Annotated in this window: 12 protein-coding genes; 2 read left to right on the top strand and 10 right to left on the bottom strand. The window is 71.8% G+C overall.

The window, feature by feature from the left end:
* Positions 1 to 138 precede the first annotated feature (138 nt).
* The 8 genes from ACWIF2_RS04605 to ACWIF2_RS04640 all read right to left on the bottom strand — a co-directional run bounded on the left by ACWIF2_RS04605 (position 139) and on the right by ACWIF2_RS04640 (position 6,774).
* Positions 139 to 636 (bottom strand): glycosyltransferase family protein, encoded by a 498-nt coding sequence (locus ACWIF2_RS04605; RefSeq protein WP_003987988.1) that lies wholly within the window; start codon positions 634 to 636, stop codon positions 139 to 141.
* A 72-nt stretch (positions 637 to 708) separates the two neighbouring features.
* Positions 709 to 1,308, bottom strand: coding sequence for a CGNR zinc finger domain-containing protein (locus tag ACWIF2_RS04610; protein ID WP_454358577.1), 600 nt, complete (start codon positions 1,306 to 1,308; stop codon positions 709 to 711).
* A 40-nt stretch (positions 1,309 to 1,348) separates the two neighbouring features.
* Entirely contained in the window at positions 1,349 to 2,251 is a 903-nt protein-coding gene (locus tag ACWIF2_RS04615; protein ID WP_454358578.1) for a universal stress protein, read from the bottom strand.
* Positions 2,252 to 2,414: 163 nt separating this feature from the next.
* Positions 2,415 to 2,657 (bottom strand): DUF397 domain-containing protein, encoded by a 243-nt coding sequence (locus tag ACWIF2_RS04620; RefSeq protein WP_454358580.1) that lies wholly within the window; start codon positions 2,655 to 2,657, stop codon positions 2,415 to 2,417.
* 106 nt (positions 2,658 to 2,763) lie between these two features.
* Positions 2,764 to 3,930 carry a thiolase domain-containing protein gene (locus tag ACWIF2_RS04625; protein WP_454358581.1) on the bottom strand — a complete coding sequence of 389 codons (1,167 nt, stop codon included), beginning with the start codon at positions 3,928 to 3,930 and terminating at the stop codon, positions 2,764 to 2,766.
* Positions 3,927 to 4,991 (bottom strand): thiolase domain-containing protein, encoded by a 1,065-nt coding sequence (locus ACWIF2_RS04630; RefSeq protein WP_454358582.1) that lies wholly within the window; start codon positions 4,989 to 4,991, stop codon positions 3,927 to 3,929. The genes ACWIF2_RS04625 and ACWIF2_RS04630 overlap by 4 nt, the downstream gene beginning before the upstream one ends.
* Complete coding sequence (locus tag ACWIF2_RS04635; protein WP_454358583.1) at positions 4,988 to 5,929, bottom strand: Zn-ribbon domain-containing OB-fold protein; 942 nt, start codon at positions 5,927 to 5,929, stop codon at positions 4,988 to 4,990. The genes ACWIF2_RS04630 and ACWIF2_RS04635 overlap by 4 nt, the downstream gene beginning before the upstream one ends.
* Before the next feature lie 44 nt (positions 5,930 to 5,973).
* Positions 5,974 to 6,774 carry a crotonase/enoyl-CoA hydratase family protein gene (locus tag ACWIF2_RS04640; RefSeq protein ID WP_454358584.1) on the bottom strand — a complete coding sequence of 267 codons (801 nt, stop codon included), beginning with the start codon at positions 6,772 to 6,774 and terminating at the stop codon, positions 5,974 to 5,976.
* Positions 6,775 to 6,949: 175 nt separating this feature from the next.
* On the opposite strand from ACWIF2_RS04640, the gene ACWIF2_RS04645 reads away from it, so the two are divergent.
* Together ACWIF2_RS04645 and ACWIF2_RS04650 are read left to right on the top strand one after the other, a co-directional pair.
* Positions 6,950 to 8,569, top strand: a complete 1,620-nt coding sequence (locus ACWIF2_RS04645) for an acyl-CoA synthetase (RefSeq protein WP_454358585.1) — start codon at positions 6,950 to 6,952, stop codon at positions 8,567 to 8,569.
* 115 nt (positions 8,570 to 8,684) lie between these two features.
* Positions 8,685 to 10,499 carry a sulfatase gene (locus ACWIF2_RS04650; protein WP_454358587.1) on the top strand — a complete coding sequence of 605 codons (1,815 nt, stop codon included), beginning with the start codon at positions 8,685 to 8,687 and terminating at the stop codon, positions 10,497 to 10,499.
* A gap of 548 nt (positions 10,500 to 11,047) precedes the next feature.
* Here the strand turns inward: ACWIF2_RS04650 and ACWIF2_RS04655 are convergent.
* Together ACWIF2_RS04655 and ACWIF2_RS04660 are read right to left on the bottom strand one after the other, a co-directional pair.
* Entirely contained in the window at positions 11,048 to 11,890 is an 843-nt protein-coding gene (locus ACWIF2_RS04655) for an alpha/beta fold hydrolase (RefSeq protein WP_454358588.1), read from the bottom strand.
* 46 nt (positions 11,891 to 11,936) lie between these two features.
* On the bottom strand, positions 11,937 to 17,192 hold the full coding sequence (locus ACWIF2_RS04660; protein WP_454358589.1) for an aKG-HExxH-type peptide beta-hydroxylase: 5,256 nt from the start codon (positions 17,190 to 17,192) through the stop codon (positions 11,937 to 11,939).
* Positions 17,193 to 17,218: the final 26 nt, after the last annotated feature.

Here is a 17,218-nt window from a genome sequence, read left to right on the forward strand (position 1 = left end):
TACCGGTGGACTGCTGGCCGAGCTGCTGGCCTTGTTCGACTCGGGTGTGTTGAGTCCGTTGCCGGTGCGGGTGTGGGATGTGCGGCGGCCCTTTCTTATGTGCGGCGGCCTTTTCGTATGTGCCGTACGGCCGCCGGCTCAGCCCTGCTGGAACAGCTCAGCGGGCAGGGGCTTGAGGAGGGCGTACAGGTCGTCCGTGATGGGGCGGTCCCAGGCGGCGATGGTCACCAGGACGTTGTCGCTGCGGTCGAACTGCACGCAGGAGATCCGGCCCTCGGAGAGCTTGACGCGGCGGACGATCAGGAGGTTGTCGCCCTGCATCACCGGCACGTCCTCGGTGCTGACGACGGTGACCTCCTCGTCGTTCTCCAGTGCCAGCAGCAGCTGGGCCACCTCGAAGGGGACCTGCCCCTCGGGGACCTCGCGCGCCGGGGAGCCCTCGGGCAGGTTGCCGATGATCATCGCGGGGCCGCGGCCGCCGAACAGGTCGTAGCGCAGGAAGACGCCCTGGCAGGTGCCGTCGGGGGCGGGCAGCAGTCCCGCACCGAGGTTGCCGGGCCAGTCGCCCGGGTCCATGGCCAGTACGTCGAAGTCAGGCCCGGCGGGAGTGGCGCTGCGGCGGCGGAGGAACGACATGTCGCCAATGGTACGTGCCCCGGCCTGCGAAGTGCCGGGCGGGCGGCGGCCCGGTCGGCCCGCGACAGGGCCTCAAGTCGTCGTCCGGTGCCGTTGGTGGTGGCGGGCGACCCGGGCGCGGTTGCCGCAGGACGGTTTGCACCACTCCTGGCGTGGGTGCTCCTTGAGGAAGTACCGCACGCAGCGCGGTGCGTGGCAGGCTCGCAGCCGGTCGCGGTCGGGGCTCGCGAGGAACGCGATCACGGCGTGCGCGAGGGTCGCCGTCAGGTCGTCGGCGCCATGTACGGGCCGCTGGTGGACGACGGGTCCGGCCTCCCGGGGCCAGTGCAGGACCGGCACGGTGGGGGTGCGGGCGGCTGCCTCGTTGAGCCGCCGCACGGCCTCGGTCTCGGGCAGGAGGCGGGCCGCGTCCGCAGGGCTGGGCTCGCCGGGGCGCACGGCGCGGGCGAAGAGCGCGCGGGTAGCGGCACGCAGCTCGCGGACGGCGGCGAGCCGCTCGGCGTCGGCGGTGACCACCTCGGTGTCCGGCAGGACCTCGGCGTGTGCCCGGACCCAGGCGGTCAGGTCCGCCGGGTCGGTCAGATCGTCGGCCACGCCGCCGTCGCCGTCGTGCCGGACGGTGAGGGCCAGGTCCAGGGCGAGCCGGGCGTCCCTGCTGATCGGTTCCCGCATGGGGCTAATGATAGGCCTGGCGGTATCCATTACAGCGCGGTCAGTCCTCGGGCGGCGCCGGCGGGACCACCGCGACGGGGCTCGCGGCGTGCAGCAGGACGGCGTGGGTGACCGAGCCCATCATGCGGGCGGGTGCCAGCAGGTGCCGGCGGTGCCGGCCCACCACGACGAGGTCGGCGTCCCGGGAGGCGGCCACGAGGTGCCCGGCCGCGTCGCCCGCAGCGGCGAGCGGCTCGGCCCGGACGTCGGGGTGCCGTTCGCGGTACGGGGCGAGGAAGCCCTCGGCGAGCACCCGGGCCTCGTCCTCGATGACGTCCTGGTCGACCACCGGCGGGGGCATCTCCCCGGGCATCATCCAGGGCTGCGCGGGCCACGGGTAGGCGGCGACCGCCTGGAGCCGCGCGCCGCGCCGGGCGGCCTCGGCAAAGGCGAACTCGAGCGTGGCCTCGTCGGGGCCGTCCACCTTCAGGCCGACGACGACCCGCGAGCCGGGGCCCTCGGATGTCTCGTCCCGCACGTCGCCCGCGGCCCGGGGCACCACGACGACGGGGCACTCGGCGTCACGGGCGGCGGCCATACCGTTGGAGCCGAGCAGCAGGCTGGCGAAGCCGCCGCGGCCCCGGGAGCCCAGCACCAGCAGCTGGGCGGAGGCTCCCAGTTCGGGCAGGACGGCGCTGACCACGCCCTCCAGTGCGACGTACTCCGTGTCCGGCTGGTCAGCGCGTCCTTCCAGCCGGGTGCGGACCCGGTCGAGGACGGGGTCGTCCTGTGGGTCCGCCGGCCCGGCGGCGAGCATCTCGGGCTGTGCCCAGTGGGCGTACTGGCGTACATGGACCACTCGCAGGGGCGCCGAACGCCGACGGGCGGCGTCGAGGGCCCACTCCAGGGCGCGCAGACTGTCGTCCGAACCGTCGACCGCCGCGATGACCGGCAGGTTGCTCACGGGTTCCTCACCTCCGGGATACGACCGTCCCTTCCGGGGGCCAGCCTGGCTCAGGTGCCGGCCCCGGGAGGATGTCTCGGGTCGCGTGTCCGGAAACGCGGGCGCAACACCCCCGGATCAGCCGTCGGATCACGGCCGTCCGGGACGGCTCACCCGGCCCGCGTCACGTGAGGTCGAACTCCCCTTCCCGCGCTCCCGACACGAACGCGCCCCACTCGTCGGGCGTGAAGATCAGGGAAGGGCTTTCCGGGCGGCCACTGTTCCGCATGGCGATGAAGCCCTCCACGAAGGCGATCTGGACATCTCCCACGCCACGGCTGCTGGACTGCCACGCCGCGTTGGTGAGGTCCAGATCCGGCTTGTCCCAGCCCATGAGCGGGCGCTGCTGGGTGGTGGTCTCGGCCACGTCCGTGCTCCTCCCGATTCGTCGTCCGCGGCCAGCCTAGCGATCGTGTCCCACGGCCAACAGGGCACGTGAGGGGGACCTTTCAGGAGTCGTCCCGGGAGTCGTTTCAGGACGCGGGGGGCTGTGCTCCCACGAGCCACATCGAGAAGAACTGCGATCCGCCGCCGTAGGCGTGTCCGAGGACCCTGCGGGCGCCGTCCACCTGGTGTTCCCCGGCCTGTCCGCGCACCTGGAGCGCCGCCTCCGCGAAGCGGATCATGCCGGAGGCGCCGATGGGGTTGGTGGACAGGACGCCGCCCGACATGTTGACGGGCAGGTCGCCGTCCAGTTCGGTCACGCCCGCCTCGGTGAGCTTCCAGCCCTCGCCCTCGCCGGCGAAGCCGAGGTTCTCCAGCCACATCGGCTCGTACCAGGAGAAGGGCACGTAGATCTCGGCGCCGTCGATCTCACGGCGGGGGTCGGTGATCCCGGCCTGCCGGTAGACGTCGGCCGCGCAGTCCTGGCCGGCCCGCGGGGAGACGAAGTCCTTGCCGGCGAAAAGGGTCGGTTCGCTGCGCATCGCGCCGCCCAGCATCCAGGCGGGCGGTCGTGGTGCCCGGGCGGCTCCGGCGCGGTCGGTGAGGATCATGGCGCAGGCGCCGTCGGAGGAGGGGCAGGTCTCCGAGTAGCGGACCGGGTCCCACAGCATGGGCGAGGCCGTCACCTTCTCCAGGGTGATGTCGTGTTCGTGCAGGTGGGCGTAGGGGTTCTTCAGCGCGTTGCGCCGGTCCTTGTAGGCGACGAGGGCGCCGATCGTCTCGGGTGCGCCGCTGCGTCGCATGTACGCGCGTATGTGCGGGGCGAAGAAGCCGCCGGCCCCGGCCAGCAGGGGCTGCTGGAAGGGGATGGGCAGGGACAGGCCCCACATGGCGTTCGACTCGGACTGTTTTTCGAAGGCGAGGGTGAGGACGGTGCCGTGGACGCGGGCCGCGACGAGGTTCGCTGCGACGAGCGCGGTGGAGCCGCCGACCGACCCGGCGGTGTGCACGCGGAGCATGGGTTTGCCGACGGCTCCGAGCGCGTCGGCGAGGTAGAGCTCCGGCATCATGACGCCCTCGAAGAAGTCGGGCGCCTTGCCGATCACGACGGCGTCGATGTCGGCCCAGGTCAGCTCGGCGTCGTCGAGCGCCCGTCGCGCCGCCTCCCGGACCATCCCGGCGATCGACAGGTCCCGGCGTGCCGCGACGTGCTTGGTCTGGCCGATGCCGACGACGGCCACGGGCTCCTTGCTCATCGGGGTTCCCCTTCGAGTACGGCGACCAGGTTCTGCTGCAGGCAGGGGCCCGACGTGGCGTGGGCGAGGGCGCGGTCGGACTCGCCGCGGTGGACGCGGGCGGCGGCCTCTCCGAGGCGGATGAGGCCGGCGGCCATGATCGGGTTGGCGGCGAGGGCTCCGCCGGAGGGGTTGACGTGGACGCCGTCGTCGAGCCGGAGGGCCTTGCGCAGGACGATCTCCTGCGCGGTGAAGGGCGCGTGCAGCTCGGCGGTGTCGACGGGCCGTTCGAAGGCGCCGGCCCGCTCGGCGGCCAGGCGGGTGGAGGGCGAGTCGGTCAGGTCGCGCACGCCGAGGCCGTGGGCCTCGATGCGGTGGTCGATGCCCCGGATCCAGGCGGGGCGGGCGCACAGTTCATGGGCCCGGTCCCCGGCCGCGAGGATCACGGCGGCCGCGCCGTCGCCGATGGGCGGGCAGTCGCCGGTGCGCAGGGGCCGTACCAGGTAGTCGCCGTGTGCCACGGGCCCCTTGAGCTGTGCGTGCGGGTTGGCGGAGGCCGCCTCCCGGTTGCGGGCGGCGACGGCCGCGAGGGCGGGCTCGTCGGTGTCGCCGGCGTCGATGAGTGCCTGTGCCTGGAGGGCCGCGAGCGCCACGGAGTCGGGCCACAGGGGTGCCACGTAGTAGGGGTCGAGCTGGCGGGTCAGCACGTCGCGGACCGGGCCGGGTGAGGACTTGCCGTACGAGTAGACCAGGGCGGTGTCGGCGTCGCCGGTGAGGAGCTTGGTCCAGGCCTCGTACAGGGCCCACGCGCCGTCCATCTCGACATGGGACTCGGAGATCGGCGGCCAGGCGCCGACGCCGTCGAGGGCGAGGGTGAAGGAGAAGGCGCGGCCGGCGAGGTAGTCGCTGGAGCCGGAGCAGGTGAAGCCGAGGTCGGCGGTCTTCAGGCCGGTCCGGTCGAGGACCTCGTGCAGCACCGGCATCAGCATCTCCACTTCGGAGAGCTCCTCGCTGGTGCGCCGGTGGGCGGTCTGGGCGAAGGCGACGACGGCGATCTCGCGGCCTCGCGGTGCGCTCGTCACAGCAGCTCCTTGTAGGTGTCGTAGTCCGCGTCGGGTTCGCCCGTGGGCCGGTAGTGGTCGGGGTAGCGGGCGCCCTCGGTCCAGACGGGTTCGACGCGCATGCCCATGCGGACCTCGTCGTAGGGGATGCCGCCGATCCGGCCGTGCAGCGCGAGCCCGGCGCCGTCGAGGGCGATGTGGGCGTAGACGTACGGCACCTCGATGTTGAGGTTCTTCGCCTTGATGTTGACGATGCAGAACGTGGTCACCGTGCCGTGCGGCCCGACCTCGACCTGTTCGTCCGTGGCGACTCCACAGGTGGGGCACGCGCCCCTCGGCGGGACGTAGACCTTCCGGCAGGAGGTGCAGCGCTCTCCGACGGTGCGCCGGCCGCCGAGGGCGTTGATGTAAGCGGTCTGGGCGCGGCCGGGCGAGTAGGTGTAGTCGAGGCGGGCGGCGGCGACGATGCCGGTGACCGGGTCCTCGAACTGGCCGGTGGCCCCGGCGAGTTGTGCGGGGCCACCCTCGTACGGCTCGAAGCAGGCGATGTCCGTGATGGCGCCGGTGCGTTCCTCGGCCCAGCGGACACGGACGCGCATGCCCGTGTGCACGGCGTCGGGGCCCGGGGCGTCGAGGGCGTGCAGGAGGGCGGTGTCGGCGCCGTCGAGGCGGACCAGGGCCCAGGCGAAGGGGGTGGTGAGGGGCTGGCCGCGGCGGGGGGCGTGGTTCCAGGCCCAGGTGGTGACCGTGCCGGTGGGGGCGACCTCGACGAGGTCGCGGATGTCCTCGGCGGTGACGGGGTCGTACTCGACGGGCGGGACGAGGACGCGGCCGTCGCTCGCCCGTACGCCCAGCACGACGCCTTCGCGCAGGCCGGTCAGGAAGGCGCTCTGGACGGGGCCGAGGGAGCGGGTGAAGGGGAACTCGACGACGAGGGGGGCTTTGAGGACTTCGGGCATGCCACGGGGCTCCTTCGGTCAGGCGCGCGGACGGGAGGGGACGGTCAGGCGCGCTTGTAGACGGGGGGTCGTTTCTCCGCGAAGGCGCGGGCGCCCTCCTTGGCGTCGGCGGTGTCGAACACCGGCCAGCCCCGGGTGAGTTCGGCCGCGAGGCCGTCGGACTCGGTCAGCTCCGCGGTCTCGTAGACGGAGGCCTTGACGGCCTCGACGGCCAGCGGGCCGCAGGAGTTGATCTGTTCGGCGATCTCCAGTGCCTTCGCGAGCGCGGTGCCGTCGGGGACGACGTGGCCGACCAGGCCGATGGCGGCGGCCTCGCGGGCGCTGTAGGGGCGGCCGGTGAGGAGCATCTCCAGGGCGTGGGTGCGTGGGATCTGGCGTTGCAGCCGGACCGTGGAGCCGCCGATGGGGAACAGGCCCCGCTTCACCTCGAACAGGCCGAAGGTCGCCGATTCTCCGGCGACGCGGATGTCGGTGCCCTGGAGCATCTCGGTGCCGCCCGCGACGCAGTACCCCTCGACGGCGGCGATCACCGGTTTGCGGGGGCGGTGGTGGCGCAGCATCGCCTTCCAGTGCAGGTCGGGGTCCGCCTTGAGCCGGTCGCGGTACTCCTCACCGGCCATGCCGTTCCCGGCGAGGGCCTTGAGGTCCATGCCCGAGCAGAACGAGCCGCCCGCGCCGGTGAAGACGATCGAGCGGATCGAGTCGTCCGCGTCGGCTTCGAGCCAGCCGTCGTGGAGGCCGACGAGCATCGGCAGCGAGAGCGCGTTCCTCGCCTCCGGCCTGTTGAGCGTGAGCACCAGTGTGGCGCCTTCGCGCCGCACGGTGAGGTGTTCCGTCCCACCCATGGCCAACTCCCCTCTCGAAGAACGAGAACAGGTTGCAGTAGGGAGGTGGGCACTTCAAGGGTTTTCTGACAGGTAGTCAGTTTTCTTCGCGCGGACCCTTCACAGTTGGGCCGCCCTTTGCTCTGATGACCGGCGAACCGTCCGATGCCAGGCACGTCCCGGGTCAGGAGGAGCGGTGGAGTACAACCTTGCCGACCTGTTCGAGTCGGTCGTCGACGTCGTTCCCGGCCGTGAGGCGCTGGTGTACGCCGACCATCCCGGCACGGGCGCGGAACGCCGTCTGACGTACGCGGAGCTGGACGCGGCGGCCAACCGCGTCGGCCACCATCTGCTCGACAGCGGGATACGGCCCGGTGAGCACCTCGGCCTTCACCTCTACAACGGGGTGGAGTATCTGCAGACGGTGCTGGGCTGCCTGAAGGCGCGGATCGTCCCCGTCAACGTCAACTACCGGTACGTCGAAGAGGAGTTGGTGTACCTCTACCGGGACGCGGATCTGGTGGCGCTGGTCTTCGACGCGGGGTTCACGGACCGGGTGGCGGCGGCAGGGCCGCGGGCGGAGAGGCTGCGGCATCTGGTCCGGGTGGGCACGCCGGCGCCGGGGGCTGCCGACGTGGCGTGTACGGAGTTCGCGGATGCCGAGGCCGCGGGGTCGCCGGGGCGCGGCTTCCCGGCGCGTTCGGCCGACGACCAGTTCATCATCTACACCGGCGGTACGACCGGGATGCCCAAGGGTGTGATGTGGCGGCAGGAGGATCTGTTCTTCGCGGGTCTCGGCGGGGGTGCCCCGACCGGTGAGCCGGTGAAGAAGCCGGAGGAGCTGGCCGAGCGGGTCGCGGCGGGTGGTTCCGGGATCACCTTCTTCCCCACGGCTCCGCTGATGCACGGCACCTCCACCCTCACGGCGTTCATCGGCTTCAACTTCGGGCAGCGGGTCGTGATCCACCGGAAGTTCGTGCCCGAGGAGGTGCTGCGGGCCGTGGAGAAGGAGAGGGTCAGCAGCATCTCGCTGGTGGGCGACGCGATGCTGCGGCCGCTGATCGACGCGCTGGCCGGTCCGCTGCGGCACATCGACCGCTCGTCGCTGTTCAGCGTGTCGTCGTCCGGCGCGATCATGTCGGACACGGTGCGCCGGCAGTTCCAGGAGCTGGTGCCGAACGCCATGCTGCTGAACAACTTCGGCTCGTCGGAGTCCGGTTTCAACGGCACGGCGACCGAGGACTCGGGACCCGAGCGGGGCTTCCGGATCCGGGTCCACGCCCGTACGCAGGTCGTGGACCCGGCCACGTACGAACCGGTGGCACCCGGCGAGGTGGGCCGGATCGCCCAGTGCGGACATGTGCCGCTCGGCTACTACAACGACCCCGCCAAGACCGCCGGGACCTTCTTCGAGAGGGGCGGCGAGCGGTGGGTGCTGCTCGGCGACATGGCCACGGTCGACGAGGAGGGCGTGGTCACCGTCCTGGGGCGCGGCTCGCAGTGCATCAACACCGGCGGCGAGAAGGTGTACCCGGAGGAGGTCGAGCAGGCCCTCAAGTCCCACCCGGACGTCTACGACGCGCTGGTGGCCGGGGTGCCGGACCCCCAGTGGGGCCACCATGTGGCGGCCGTGGTGCAACTGCGCGAGGGTGCGGTGCGGCCGTCGCTGGAGGACATCCGGGCGCACTGCCGTGACCGGCTCGCCGGCTACAAGATCCCGCGCCAGCTGGTGATCACGGAGTCGGTCCGGCGGTCGCCGAGCGGCAAGGCGGACTACCGGTGGGCGCGGGAGGTGGCGGTGGCGGCGGACGGGTGATTCTCCGGCCTGTCGTTTGAACCTAAGGTGACGTGCGGACGTACTGGTGGTGGCAGGCTCGGTTCACCGGGCTCTGTTTGCCATGCCTAGCAAGACCGCACGGAAGGACCTCCGGGTGTCGCTCTTCACTCGCTCCCGTCAGCAATCGGACCCGACCGGGGGCGGGGCGAAACCGGATGACGACGCGACCACGCCGGATTCCGACGACGACCCCGACGCCGCCACCGCCGTACGCGAAGAGCAGGAAGCCGCACCCCAGGAGACGCCGGACGCGACGAAGCCCGGCTGGTTCGGCTGGCGGCGGCGCTATCCCCGTACGGCACGCGGTGTCAGTGTCGGGACGACCGTCCTGGCCGGTGCGCTCGTGTTCTTCGCGCTCCTCGTGCCCAACCAGCTGGAGAAGATCGAGTTCGCCTCGTTCGTCCGCATCCCCGCCGAGGGCGTGCTGCTCGCCGGCCTGCTGCTCGCGCTGCCGCCACGGCCCAGGCGGATCGCGGCGGTCGTCTCGGGTGCGTTCCTCGGGCTCGTCACCATCCTGAAATTCGTCGACATGGGCTTCTACCAGGTGCTGGCCCGGCCCTTCGACCTGGTCCTCGACTGGATACTGATCGAGAACGCGACGGACTTCCTGAGGGAGACGTTCGGCCGGACCGGCCAGGTGCTGGCCGTGGTCGGCGTGATCGTGCTGTTCATCGCGGTGCTGGTCCTCACGACGCTCGCCATGGTGCGGCTGACGAACCTGATGGTCAGCCACCGTCCCGTCGCCGCCCGTACGACCCTGGTCCTCGGCACGGCGTGGATCACCGCCATGACACTGGGTGTGCAGGTGGGCAGCGTGCCGTTCGCCACCAAGGGCAACGCCGAGTTCATCGGCAACCGGGTGGACCAGGTGCAAGCGGGCCTGAAGGACGCGCGGGTCTTCCGGAAGCAGGCCGCCGTGGACGCCTTCGCGAAGACACCGCCCGACCAGTTGCTGACAGGGCTGCGCGGCAAGGACGTGCTGTTCACCTTCATCGAGAGCTACGGCCGTGTCGCGATCGACGACCCGTCCATGGCGCCCCGGATCGACTCGGTTCTCAAGGAGGGCACCAGCTCGCTGAAGGCCGCCGGTTTCGAGTCGCGCAGCGGCTGGCTGCAGTCGCCGGTGACGGGCGCGGGCAGCTGGCTCGCCCACTCGACGTTCCTGTCCGGGCTGTGGATCAAGAACCAGCAGCGCTACCGCAGCCTGACCACCAGTGACCGGATGACGCTCACCAACTATTTCGGCAAGACGAAGGCCTGGCGGACCGTCGGTGTCGTGCCCGGGGTGCGCCGGGCCTGGCCGGAGGGGAAGTACTTCGGCCTGGACCACATCTACGACTCCGAGCACCTCGGCTATCACGGCCCGTACTTCAGCTGGACGCCCGTGCCCGACCAGTTCAGCATGGAGGCCTTCCAGCGTCTGGAGCACGGCAAGAAGGACCGTGAGCCGATCATGGCGGAGATCATCCTCGCCTCCAGCCACAACCCCTGGTCGCCCATCGCGCGGATGATCGACTGGGAGGACCTCGGCGACGGCTCGGTGTTCCACCAGATCAAGAAGGAGGGCACCAACCCCACGGAGGTCTGGAAGGACCCGGAGAAGGTCCGCACCGAGTACCGCAAGGCGATCGAGTACTCGATCCGGAGCCTGACCGAGTGGCTCGAGCGCTACGGCGACGAGGACACGGTGCTCGTGTTCCTCGGCGACCACCAGCCGGTGCCGACCGTCACCGCCGGGGACACCGGCAAGGACGTGCCGATCACCATCGTCGCCAAGGACAAGAAAGTCCTGGACCGGGTCGCCGACTGGGGCTGGACCGACGGCCTCAAGCCCGCCGAGAACGCGCCCCGGTGGGGCATGGACAAGTTTCGCGACCGCTTTATGACGGCGTACGGTCCGCAGGGCTGAGGAACTCCTCCAAGCAGTTGGGCGAGAGCGGCGATCTGCTCCTGGGGGATCGGACTGGTCGGCCCACCACCTATCAACAGCGTGGGCATGGTGATCCGCCCCATGTGGTCCCACCACACAGGGTCCGGGGCGTTGTGCTGCCTGTGGGTGGCGAGGATCATCGCCCAGTCGTACGGCAGGTCCCCGTCGGGCCGTTGGGCGAGCGGGCGCGGGGGCCAGGGGAAAGGGCGCGGGTACGTCCTCCAGTACGAGGCGCCGTACGAGGTGCGGGCTGTGCTGGGCGAGCAGGCAGGCGACGACACCGCCGAGCCAGGAAGGCGTGCACGTCGTCGCGCATGGTCGCCTAGGCGTAGTCGCCGGGCCAGTCGCTGCGGCCGTGCCCGCCAAGGTCCGGGGCGTAGACCCGTCGGGGCCCGGCGGCCAGTGCCGGGGCGATCTCGGACCAGTCGGCCCCGTGGGCGTGGTGCGCTGTTCGGTGACCATGCCGGGCACGCTGGCGAGATGATCCCGGTCGGCCGGGCTCGCTCCGCCCACAGCAGAAGGACCCCTCACTCCCGTCCGGAGAGGAAGGCGGTCACGCGCCGCACGAACCATCCCGGATCGTCGAGCCACGGGTAGTGTCCCGCACCGGGCTGCACGGCCAACTCGGCCGCCGGGAAGGCGTCGGCGGTGCGCCGGGCGAGGGCGGGACTCGGACCACCGTCCATCTCTCCCGCCAGGACGAGTACCGATGCCGCGACCCGGGCGAGCCCGGTCCGTGTCGCGTCCGGGTCGTATGCGCCGTCCGCCCCGTACACCTCGGCCGCGTAATCGTTGGTCTCGTCATCCTCGCGGTCGGCATGGCTCCGGGCGGTGTCGTCCCACCGCCCGTAGAAGAACGGGACCAAGACGGGGTCGAAGTCCCCGGTGCCGGCCAGCCAGGCCTCGAACGCCGGGAACGCGTCCGCGAACCAGGGTTCCGACGCGCGCTGCCGGGCCGCGGCCAGCCGGTCCTCGGGCGTCGCGGGCATGCCGAGCGCCCACGGGGTGGCGGTGATCAGCGCCAGCCGTCCCAGCCGGTCCGGATGCCGGGCCGCGTAGCGCATGGCCAGACTCCCGCCCGCCGAGTGCGCGAGGACGTCCATCCGTTCCAGGCCCAGGTGTCGCCGCAACGCCTCCACGTCGTCCACTAGCCGGTCGCAGCGGTACGTCGTGGGATCCGCAGGGATCTCGGACCGCCCTGTGCCGCGCAGGTCGAGAAGCACCAACTGCCGGTGCGCGTCCAGCCCGCCCAGGTTGCCGAGGTACGCGGAGGCCCGCATGGGGCCGCCGGGCAGCACGACGAGCGGCTCGCCCTCACCGCGGATGTGGCAGGCCAGTCGGGTCCCGTCCGGGGCGCTGAAGATCGGCATGCCGTCGATCATCAGGCGCTAGCGCGGCCCGGTGGCAACGGAGTTGTCAGAGCGGGTGCAGGGACGGCAGGTCGGGAAGTCCTTCGGGAGCGCCGAACCAAGCCGCGAGTGCGACCGGGTCCGGCTGTGTGCCGGTCTCGGCGGTGATGCGGGCGAAGGCGGCACGGACGACCTCGGGGCGGTGGGTCAGGGCCCGTGCCGCGGCTGCGTCGGCGGTGTACTCGGGCGAGGCCTCCGCGCGCAGCGCGAGTCCGAGCCGGGCCCAGAGTTCGTGTCGATCGGGTTGCCGTGTCACCTGGTCGGTGGCGAGGTGGCGGGCCTCCTCCCGGCGGCCGAGGAGGCGGGCCAGGTCGCCGGGGTCGTCGACGGTGTCCTCGCCCGGGGCGGTCGCCCACCGGCCCAGCAAGGCCGTGTAGTGGCTGAGGGAGGGAACGGCGCTGTCGGGAAGCAGTACGGCAGCGGTCGTCCGGGGTGCGTGATCCGCGCCTGACCGCCATGCCTCGACGAGTTCCGAGACGGCCTGCGGGTCGGGGATCAGGTGGTGCAGCCGCCAGCGGGTGCGGTGGGCGACGACCGCCTCCGTCGCCAGCGCGGTCACCTCCTCGGGCACACCCGCGAGTTCGGTCCCTCGCGCGGTGCGCTCCCCCATCCTGGTGAGAAGCTCCCGCCCGTTCTCGTTGAGGCGCGATGTCGCGCACAGGGCGTCGTAGGCGTGCCTGGTCTGTGTGTGCCAGTAGGCGAACTGGAACTGAGCCCGCCGTCGCAGGTACTGGTCGCGGGCCTTTTGGCCGAGTGTCCGCCAGAAGTCGACCACGGCGACGAAGGCGAAAACGCCGTGGAGGAGTCCGGGCAGCGGGCGCGGGTCGTCGCGCCAGGGTGCGTAGTAGAGCTGCTCGCCGGAACCGTCGCCTGCCGTGTCGTAGAGGTCGCGCAGGTCCAGGACGGCATTCAGCTCCATGTGCCGGAACTCATGGACCAGGGTGACGGCGAGGTCCACGGCGTCCGGAGGTGTGCTGAGCACCGCTCCGCCGAACGCCCCGCTCGAGGAGAGAGACGTCATCATGCCGGCGTTGGGCTCCGGCTCGGGTCGGGGTGTGAGGGCGGTGACGGTCGCCGCGACGGCGTCGGCCTGCCGGGGCATGACGTCGGCCAGCAGTTCTCCCGCGTCGCGAATCGTCCGCCGCCAGTGGGTGACCTCCACCAGATCGAGTGGGCGCGGCGGCCGGGGCTCCGGGCTTTCGCGGTAGGGATCGATGTCCTCCAGGACGAGGTCGAGGTGCCCTCGTCCGACAGGGGTGCGCACGCGGTGCGCGGGGATCCAGCCGGGCGGGTTCGGATCGCTCCGGCTCGGCAGCCGTACCTCCGTGTCCTTGCCGTTCACGACGGCCGCGTTTCCCATGGAGACGACATGGGCCGTGACGGTTCCGGTCGTGCGCAGGTCGGCGGCGCCCAGGCCGGGGAGACAGACATACCCGTCATGCAGGGGGACGGGCAGGACGAACAGGAGCTCCGCCTTGACGGCGGCCGCCGCCACGATCGAGTGGAGATGGAGCAGGTCCGCGGGAGCCGTCCCGGTGCGGTCGGGCGGCCCATCGTGTGGTGTGTGCAGGGAGTTCAGTGCCCGGCTGAGCCAACGACCCACGGACGGGTGGAGCAGCACCGTCGTCACCGCTTCACGGTCGGTCTGCACTGCCCGCACGAGCAGATCCCGCACATCCCGGATCCGAAGGGACTCGTCACCCCGGCGGTGGGTGATCTCTGCGGCCAGGTCCAGGAGTTCGCGCAGCACGACCAGGCGGGCTCCGCGCTGCTGAGCCCGCAGCCGTTCGGCGAGGACACGGTCCTCCGTGCCGGCGGCCATCGCCTGGAGATCGGCGGGATCGGGGAAGGGAGAGCGCGCACAGTCCTCCTTGGACCGCCCGCGTACGCCACCGCCGCCCGAGGCCGGTGTGTAGCTCACCGGCCGGTCGGCGGAGCGCCGGTAGCTGACCTCCGAGTAGCCGCCGCCTCCAGGGTCGTCTCCGCCGCGGCTGACCCAAGGCCGCACGTACCGTCCCACGAGGCGTGCGGCGGCGGCGTGGGCGGGGCCTGTCAAGGCCTGTTCGAGGGAGAGGTCCGTCAGGTCGGGGGTGGTGGACGCCGGTGTGTCCTGGCCGTCGGGGCGATCGTCCATCGGGGGGTCTCCTCGTGGTGGCGCGTCAGCGCCGTCGCTGTCGGCTTCTCCGCCGGAGGTCTCGCGTTCGGCGAGTTCGGCCCGGACCCGGGCGAGATTGCGTGCGCAGCGCAGGACGTTGGGGTGCTGCTCGCCCAGCCGCCGTCTGCCTGCTTCCAGCGCGGCCTCGTAGTGCTCTGCCGCCGTCTCCAGGTCGCCGAGCAGGTGCCAGGTCGTGGCGAGTTCGTGCCGGGCGGCGATGGTGTCCGGGTGGTCGGGTCCCAGGCGGCGTTCGTCGATCTGCCAGATGTCGGCGAACTCGTCCCTCGCCCGGCGCGGGCACTCGGGGTCCGACTCGTGGTCGCGAATCAGCCGGGCGCGTTCGTGGCGGGCCATGAGCACATCGGGGTGCTCAGGGTCGAGCACCTTCAGGTATCCGCGTACGACGTTCTCGATGACCTTCTCGGCTTCCCCGGCGTGCCCGGCTTCGCGCAGAGCCCGGGCAAGGCTCACGCCGGTGGCGAGGGTGTCCAGGTCCCCCTCCCCGGCCAGGTCCTTGAACTCGCGGGCGAGCAACCGGAGTTCGGTCACCGCCTCGTCGTTCCGCCCGCGTTTGTAGGCGAGCGTCGCCAGGTCGTGCCGGATGCGCAGTATGCCGCGCGGGTGGGTCCGGGCCCGCAGGCGCATCTCGAGGGCCGCGCGCAACTCCTCCTCCGCGGTCTCGTACCGTCCCAGCTCACGCAGGACCCGAGCCCGGCCGGTCTTCGCCGACTGGAGATAGGCGTGACCGTCCGGCAGCGCGCGTGCGCAGGCCTGGGCCACGTCCTGGTACAGCCGGTCCGCTTCGGTGAGGTCTCCGATGTGGCGTACGGCCCAGGCGCGGTGGAGGGCGGCGGCGATGGTGTCCGGGTGATCGTCGCCGAGCAGCCTGGCCCGGATCGAGCCGAGTGTGTCCAGGTCGGAGATGGCTTCGCCGTACATCCCGAGGCCGCTGCGGTACTGCGCGGTCCGTACGGCGGGCTCCGTGGCCGCGGCGGCCAGGGCCGGGTCCACGAGGTCGCCCATGGGGTCGCCCTCGGGGTCGCCCTCGGGGAGCAGGGCGAGGACCGCGGCACAGTGCGGGGCGATGGCCTGCCAACGGGGCCAGTCCTTGGGGTCGAAGGTGTCGAGTGGCTTGGTGTAGTTCCCCAGCAGGTCGGTGACGAGCCGCAGCAGCAGGGGTTTGTGGGCGGTGAAGTCGGCGTGTGCGCGGCAGGCGGCCCGGACCACCGGGTGGATGGTGATCCAGCGGCTCGGCCGGTCCTTCGCTCGCGTGGGTTCGCGTGTGGTTTCGATGGTGATCAGCTGGAGACCAGTGAGGCCCTGGACCGCCTCCTTGAGCCGTTTCCCCGTGGGTTCGGGAAACAAGGCGTTGCCGGCAAGGAGTTCCGGCTCGATGAGCTCGCGGTACGGGATGGCCGCCGGCCCCAGGGCCGACAGCAGCCGCAGGAGCGGGCGGGCGAGGTCGGTGCCCCGCCGGTGCAGTAGGTCGAGGGAGAGTTCCCAGGTACTGACGATCGCCCGGCGGCTGCGCTGGTCGAGCCCCAGATCCGTGTCCGGGTCCGACGCCATGTCGGACAGCCGGGCGTCGAAGCTGGCGCGGTACTCGTCGAAGGTCTCGGGCGTCGGCGACTCCGGCCAGGGGTCTTCCAGTGCCCGGGCCAGATAGGAGCCGGCGAGGTTGAGCGCGAGGGGAAGGCCCCCGAGGTGTTCGGCGAGTTCCCGGGCCTCCTGTGGCGTACCGGCGCCCGGCGCGAGGTCGTGCAGGACTTCGGCCCCGTCATCGGCGGAGAGGATGCCGACCGCGACCCTGTGCACCCACTTCCCCCAACGATCGCTGCGGGATTCGCGGCTGGTGAGCAGCACGGTTCCCCAGGGGTTCGCGGGCGGGCGCAGCCAGCCGACGCCCTCGGCGGTGGGGGCCTTCTCCGCCGCCAGCGCCGAGTGGTCGTCGACGTTGTCCAGGATCAGCATCCAGGGGGTGGTGAGAGCGTTGAGGCAGTCCCACAGCACGTCCGCCGGGTGCGGTCCGGCGAAGTCGGCCGCTCGGGCGCCCGCGGCGAACGCGACCGCCCGCAGCGTCGCGGGAAGGGCCTCGGCGTCCGCTCCGGACACCCACCACACCCGCGTCATGGTTCCGGCGAGCCGGTGTGCCGCCTCCAGCGCGATGGTCGTCTTGCCGGATCCGCCCATGCCGGACAGTAGCCAGACGCCCGGTACGGACGCGTCGCCGCGGGCCCGCCGGATGAGGGCAGCGGTCAGGTCTCCCACCATCTCGTCCCGGCCGCGCAGCCGGTCCGATGCGATCCTGCGTTGCGGAACCGCCAGCGGTACGGCGGCCGGGCCGGACGCGGGAGGGGCGAACTGGCCGAGCGGTCCGCCCAACTGTTCCGTGGGCGGCGCGCCGTGGCCGGTAGCCTCCGTGACATCGGGTAGCTCGGCGGGCGTCAGCCCGCAGCGCAGCAGACGCTCCAAGGCGTCGAGTTCGGCCCTGGGCAGGGTCTCGGCCCAGCGGTCCACGCGGCCCGCGGCGATCCGTCCCGGCCCGTCGCTCCGGTGGTGGCGGGAGACGACGCCCACCAAATGGCCTTCGCAGAAGACGGCCGCGCCGGACATCCCCTCCCATGCGTCCTTGCCAGGGTCCGGGTCCTCCGCCGGCGGCGGGGTGACCTGCAGGTCGAGGGTGCCTTCACCCCTGTTGGAGAGTGCCAGGCAGGTAGCCTCCACGTGTTCCGTGTCCCGGAAGAGCGAACCGTCGGTGTCCGTGCGGAGCTTGAAGCGCGGGAACCCCAGCGCGGTGCAGCGCAGGGAGACGTTCCTCTCCGCGATCCGGCCGAAGGTCACGGAGAGCACCGGGGAGGTCCCCGGAGTGCCCGGGCGGACCGGTACCGCCAGCACGGCGACGTCGATGTCCTTGTGCCGCCACTCGACGTCCGCCGCCACAGTCGACTCGTCCGGACGCTCGGCCTGGAAGCGGACCTCGACCTTCGCCGCGTCCACGACGACGTGGGCTGCGGTCAGGACACGCCCCGCGGCGACGAGATACCCCGAACCGCGTCGGCGCGAGCCGCCGTTCGTAGTGACGATGATCTTGGCGGCGCGCTCAGGCACCAGCCCGCGATCGGATCGCATGCGCG

This window comes from Streptomyces sp. NPDC055506 (genome assembly GCF_053643595.1).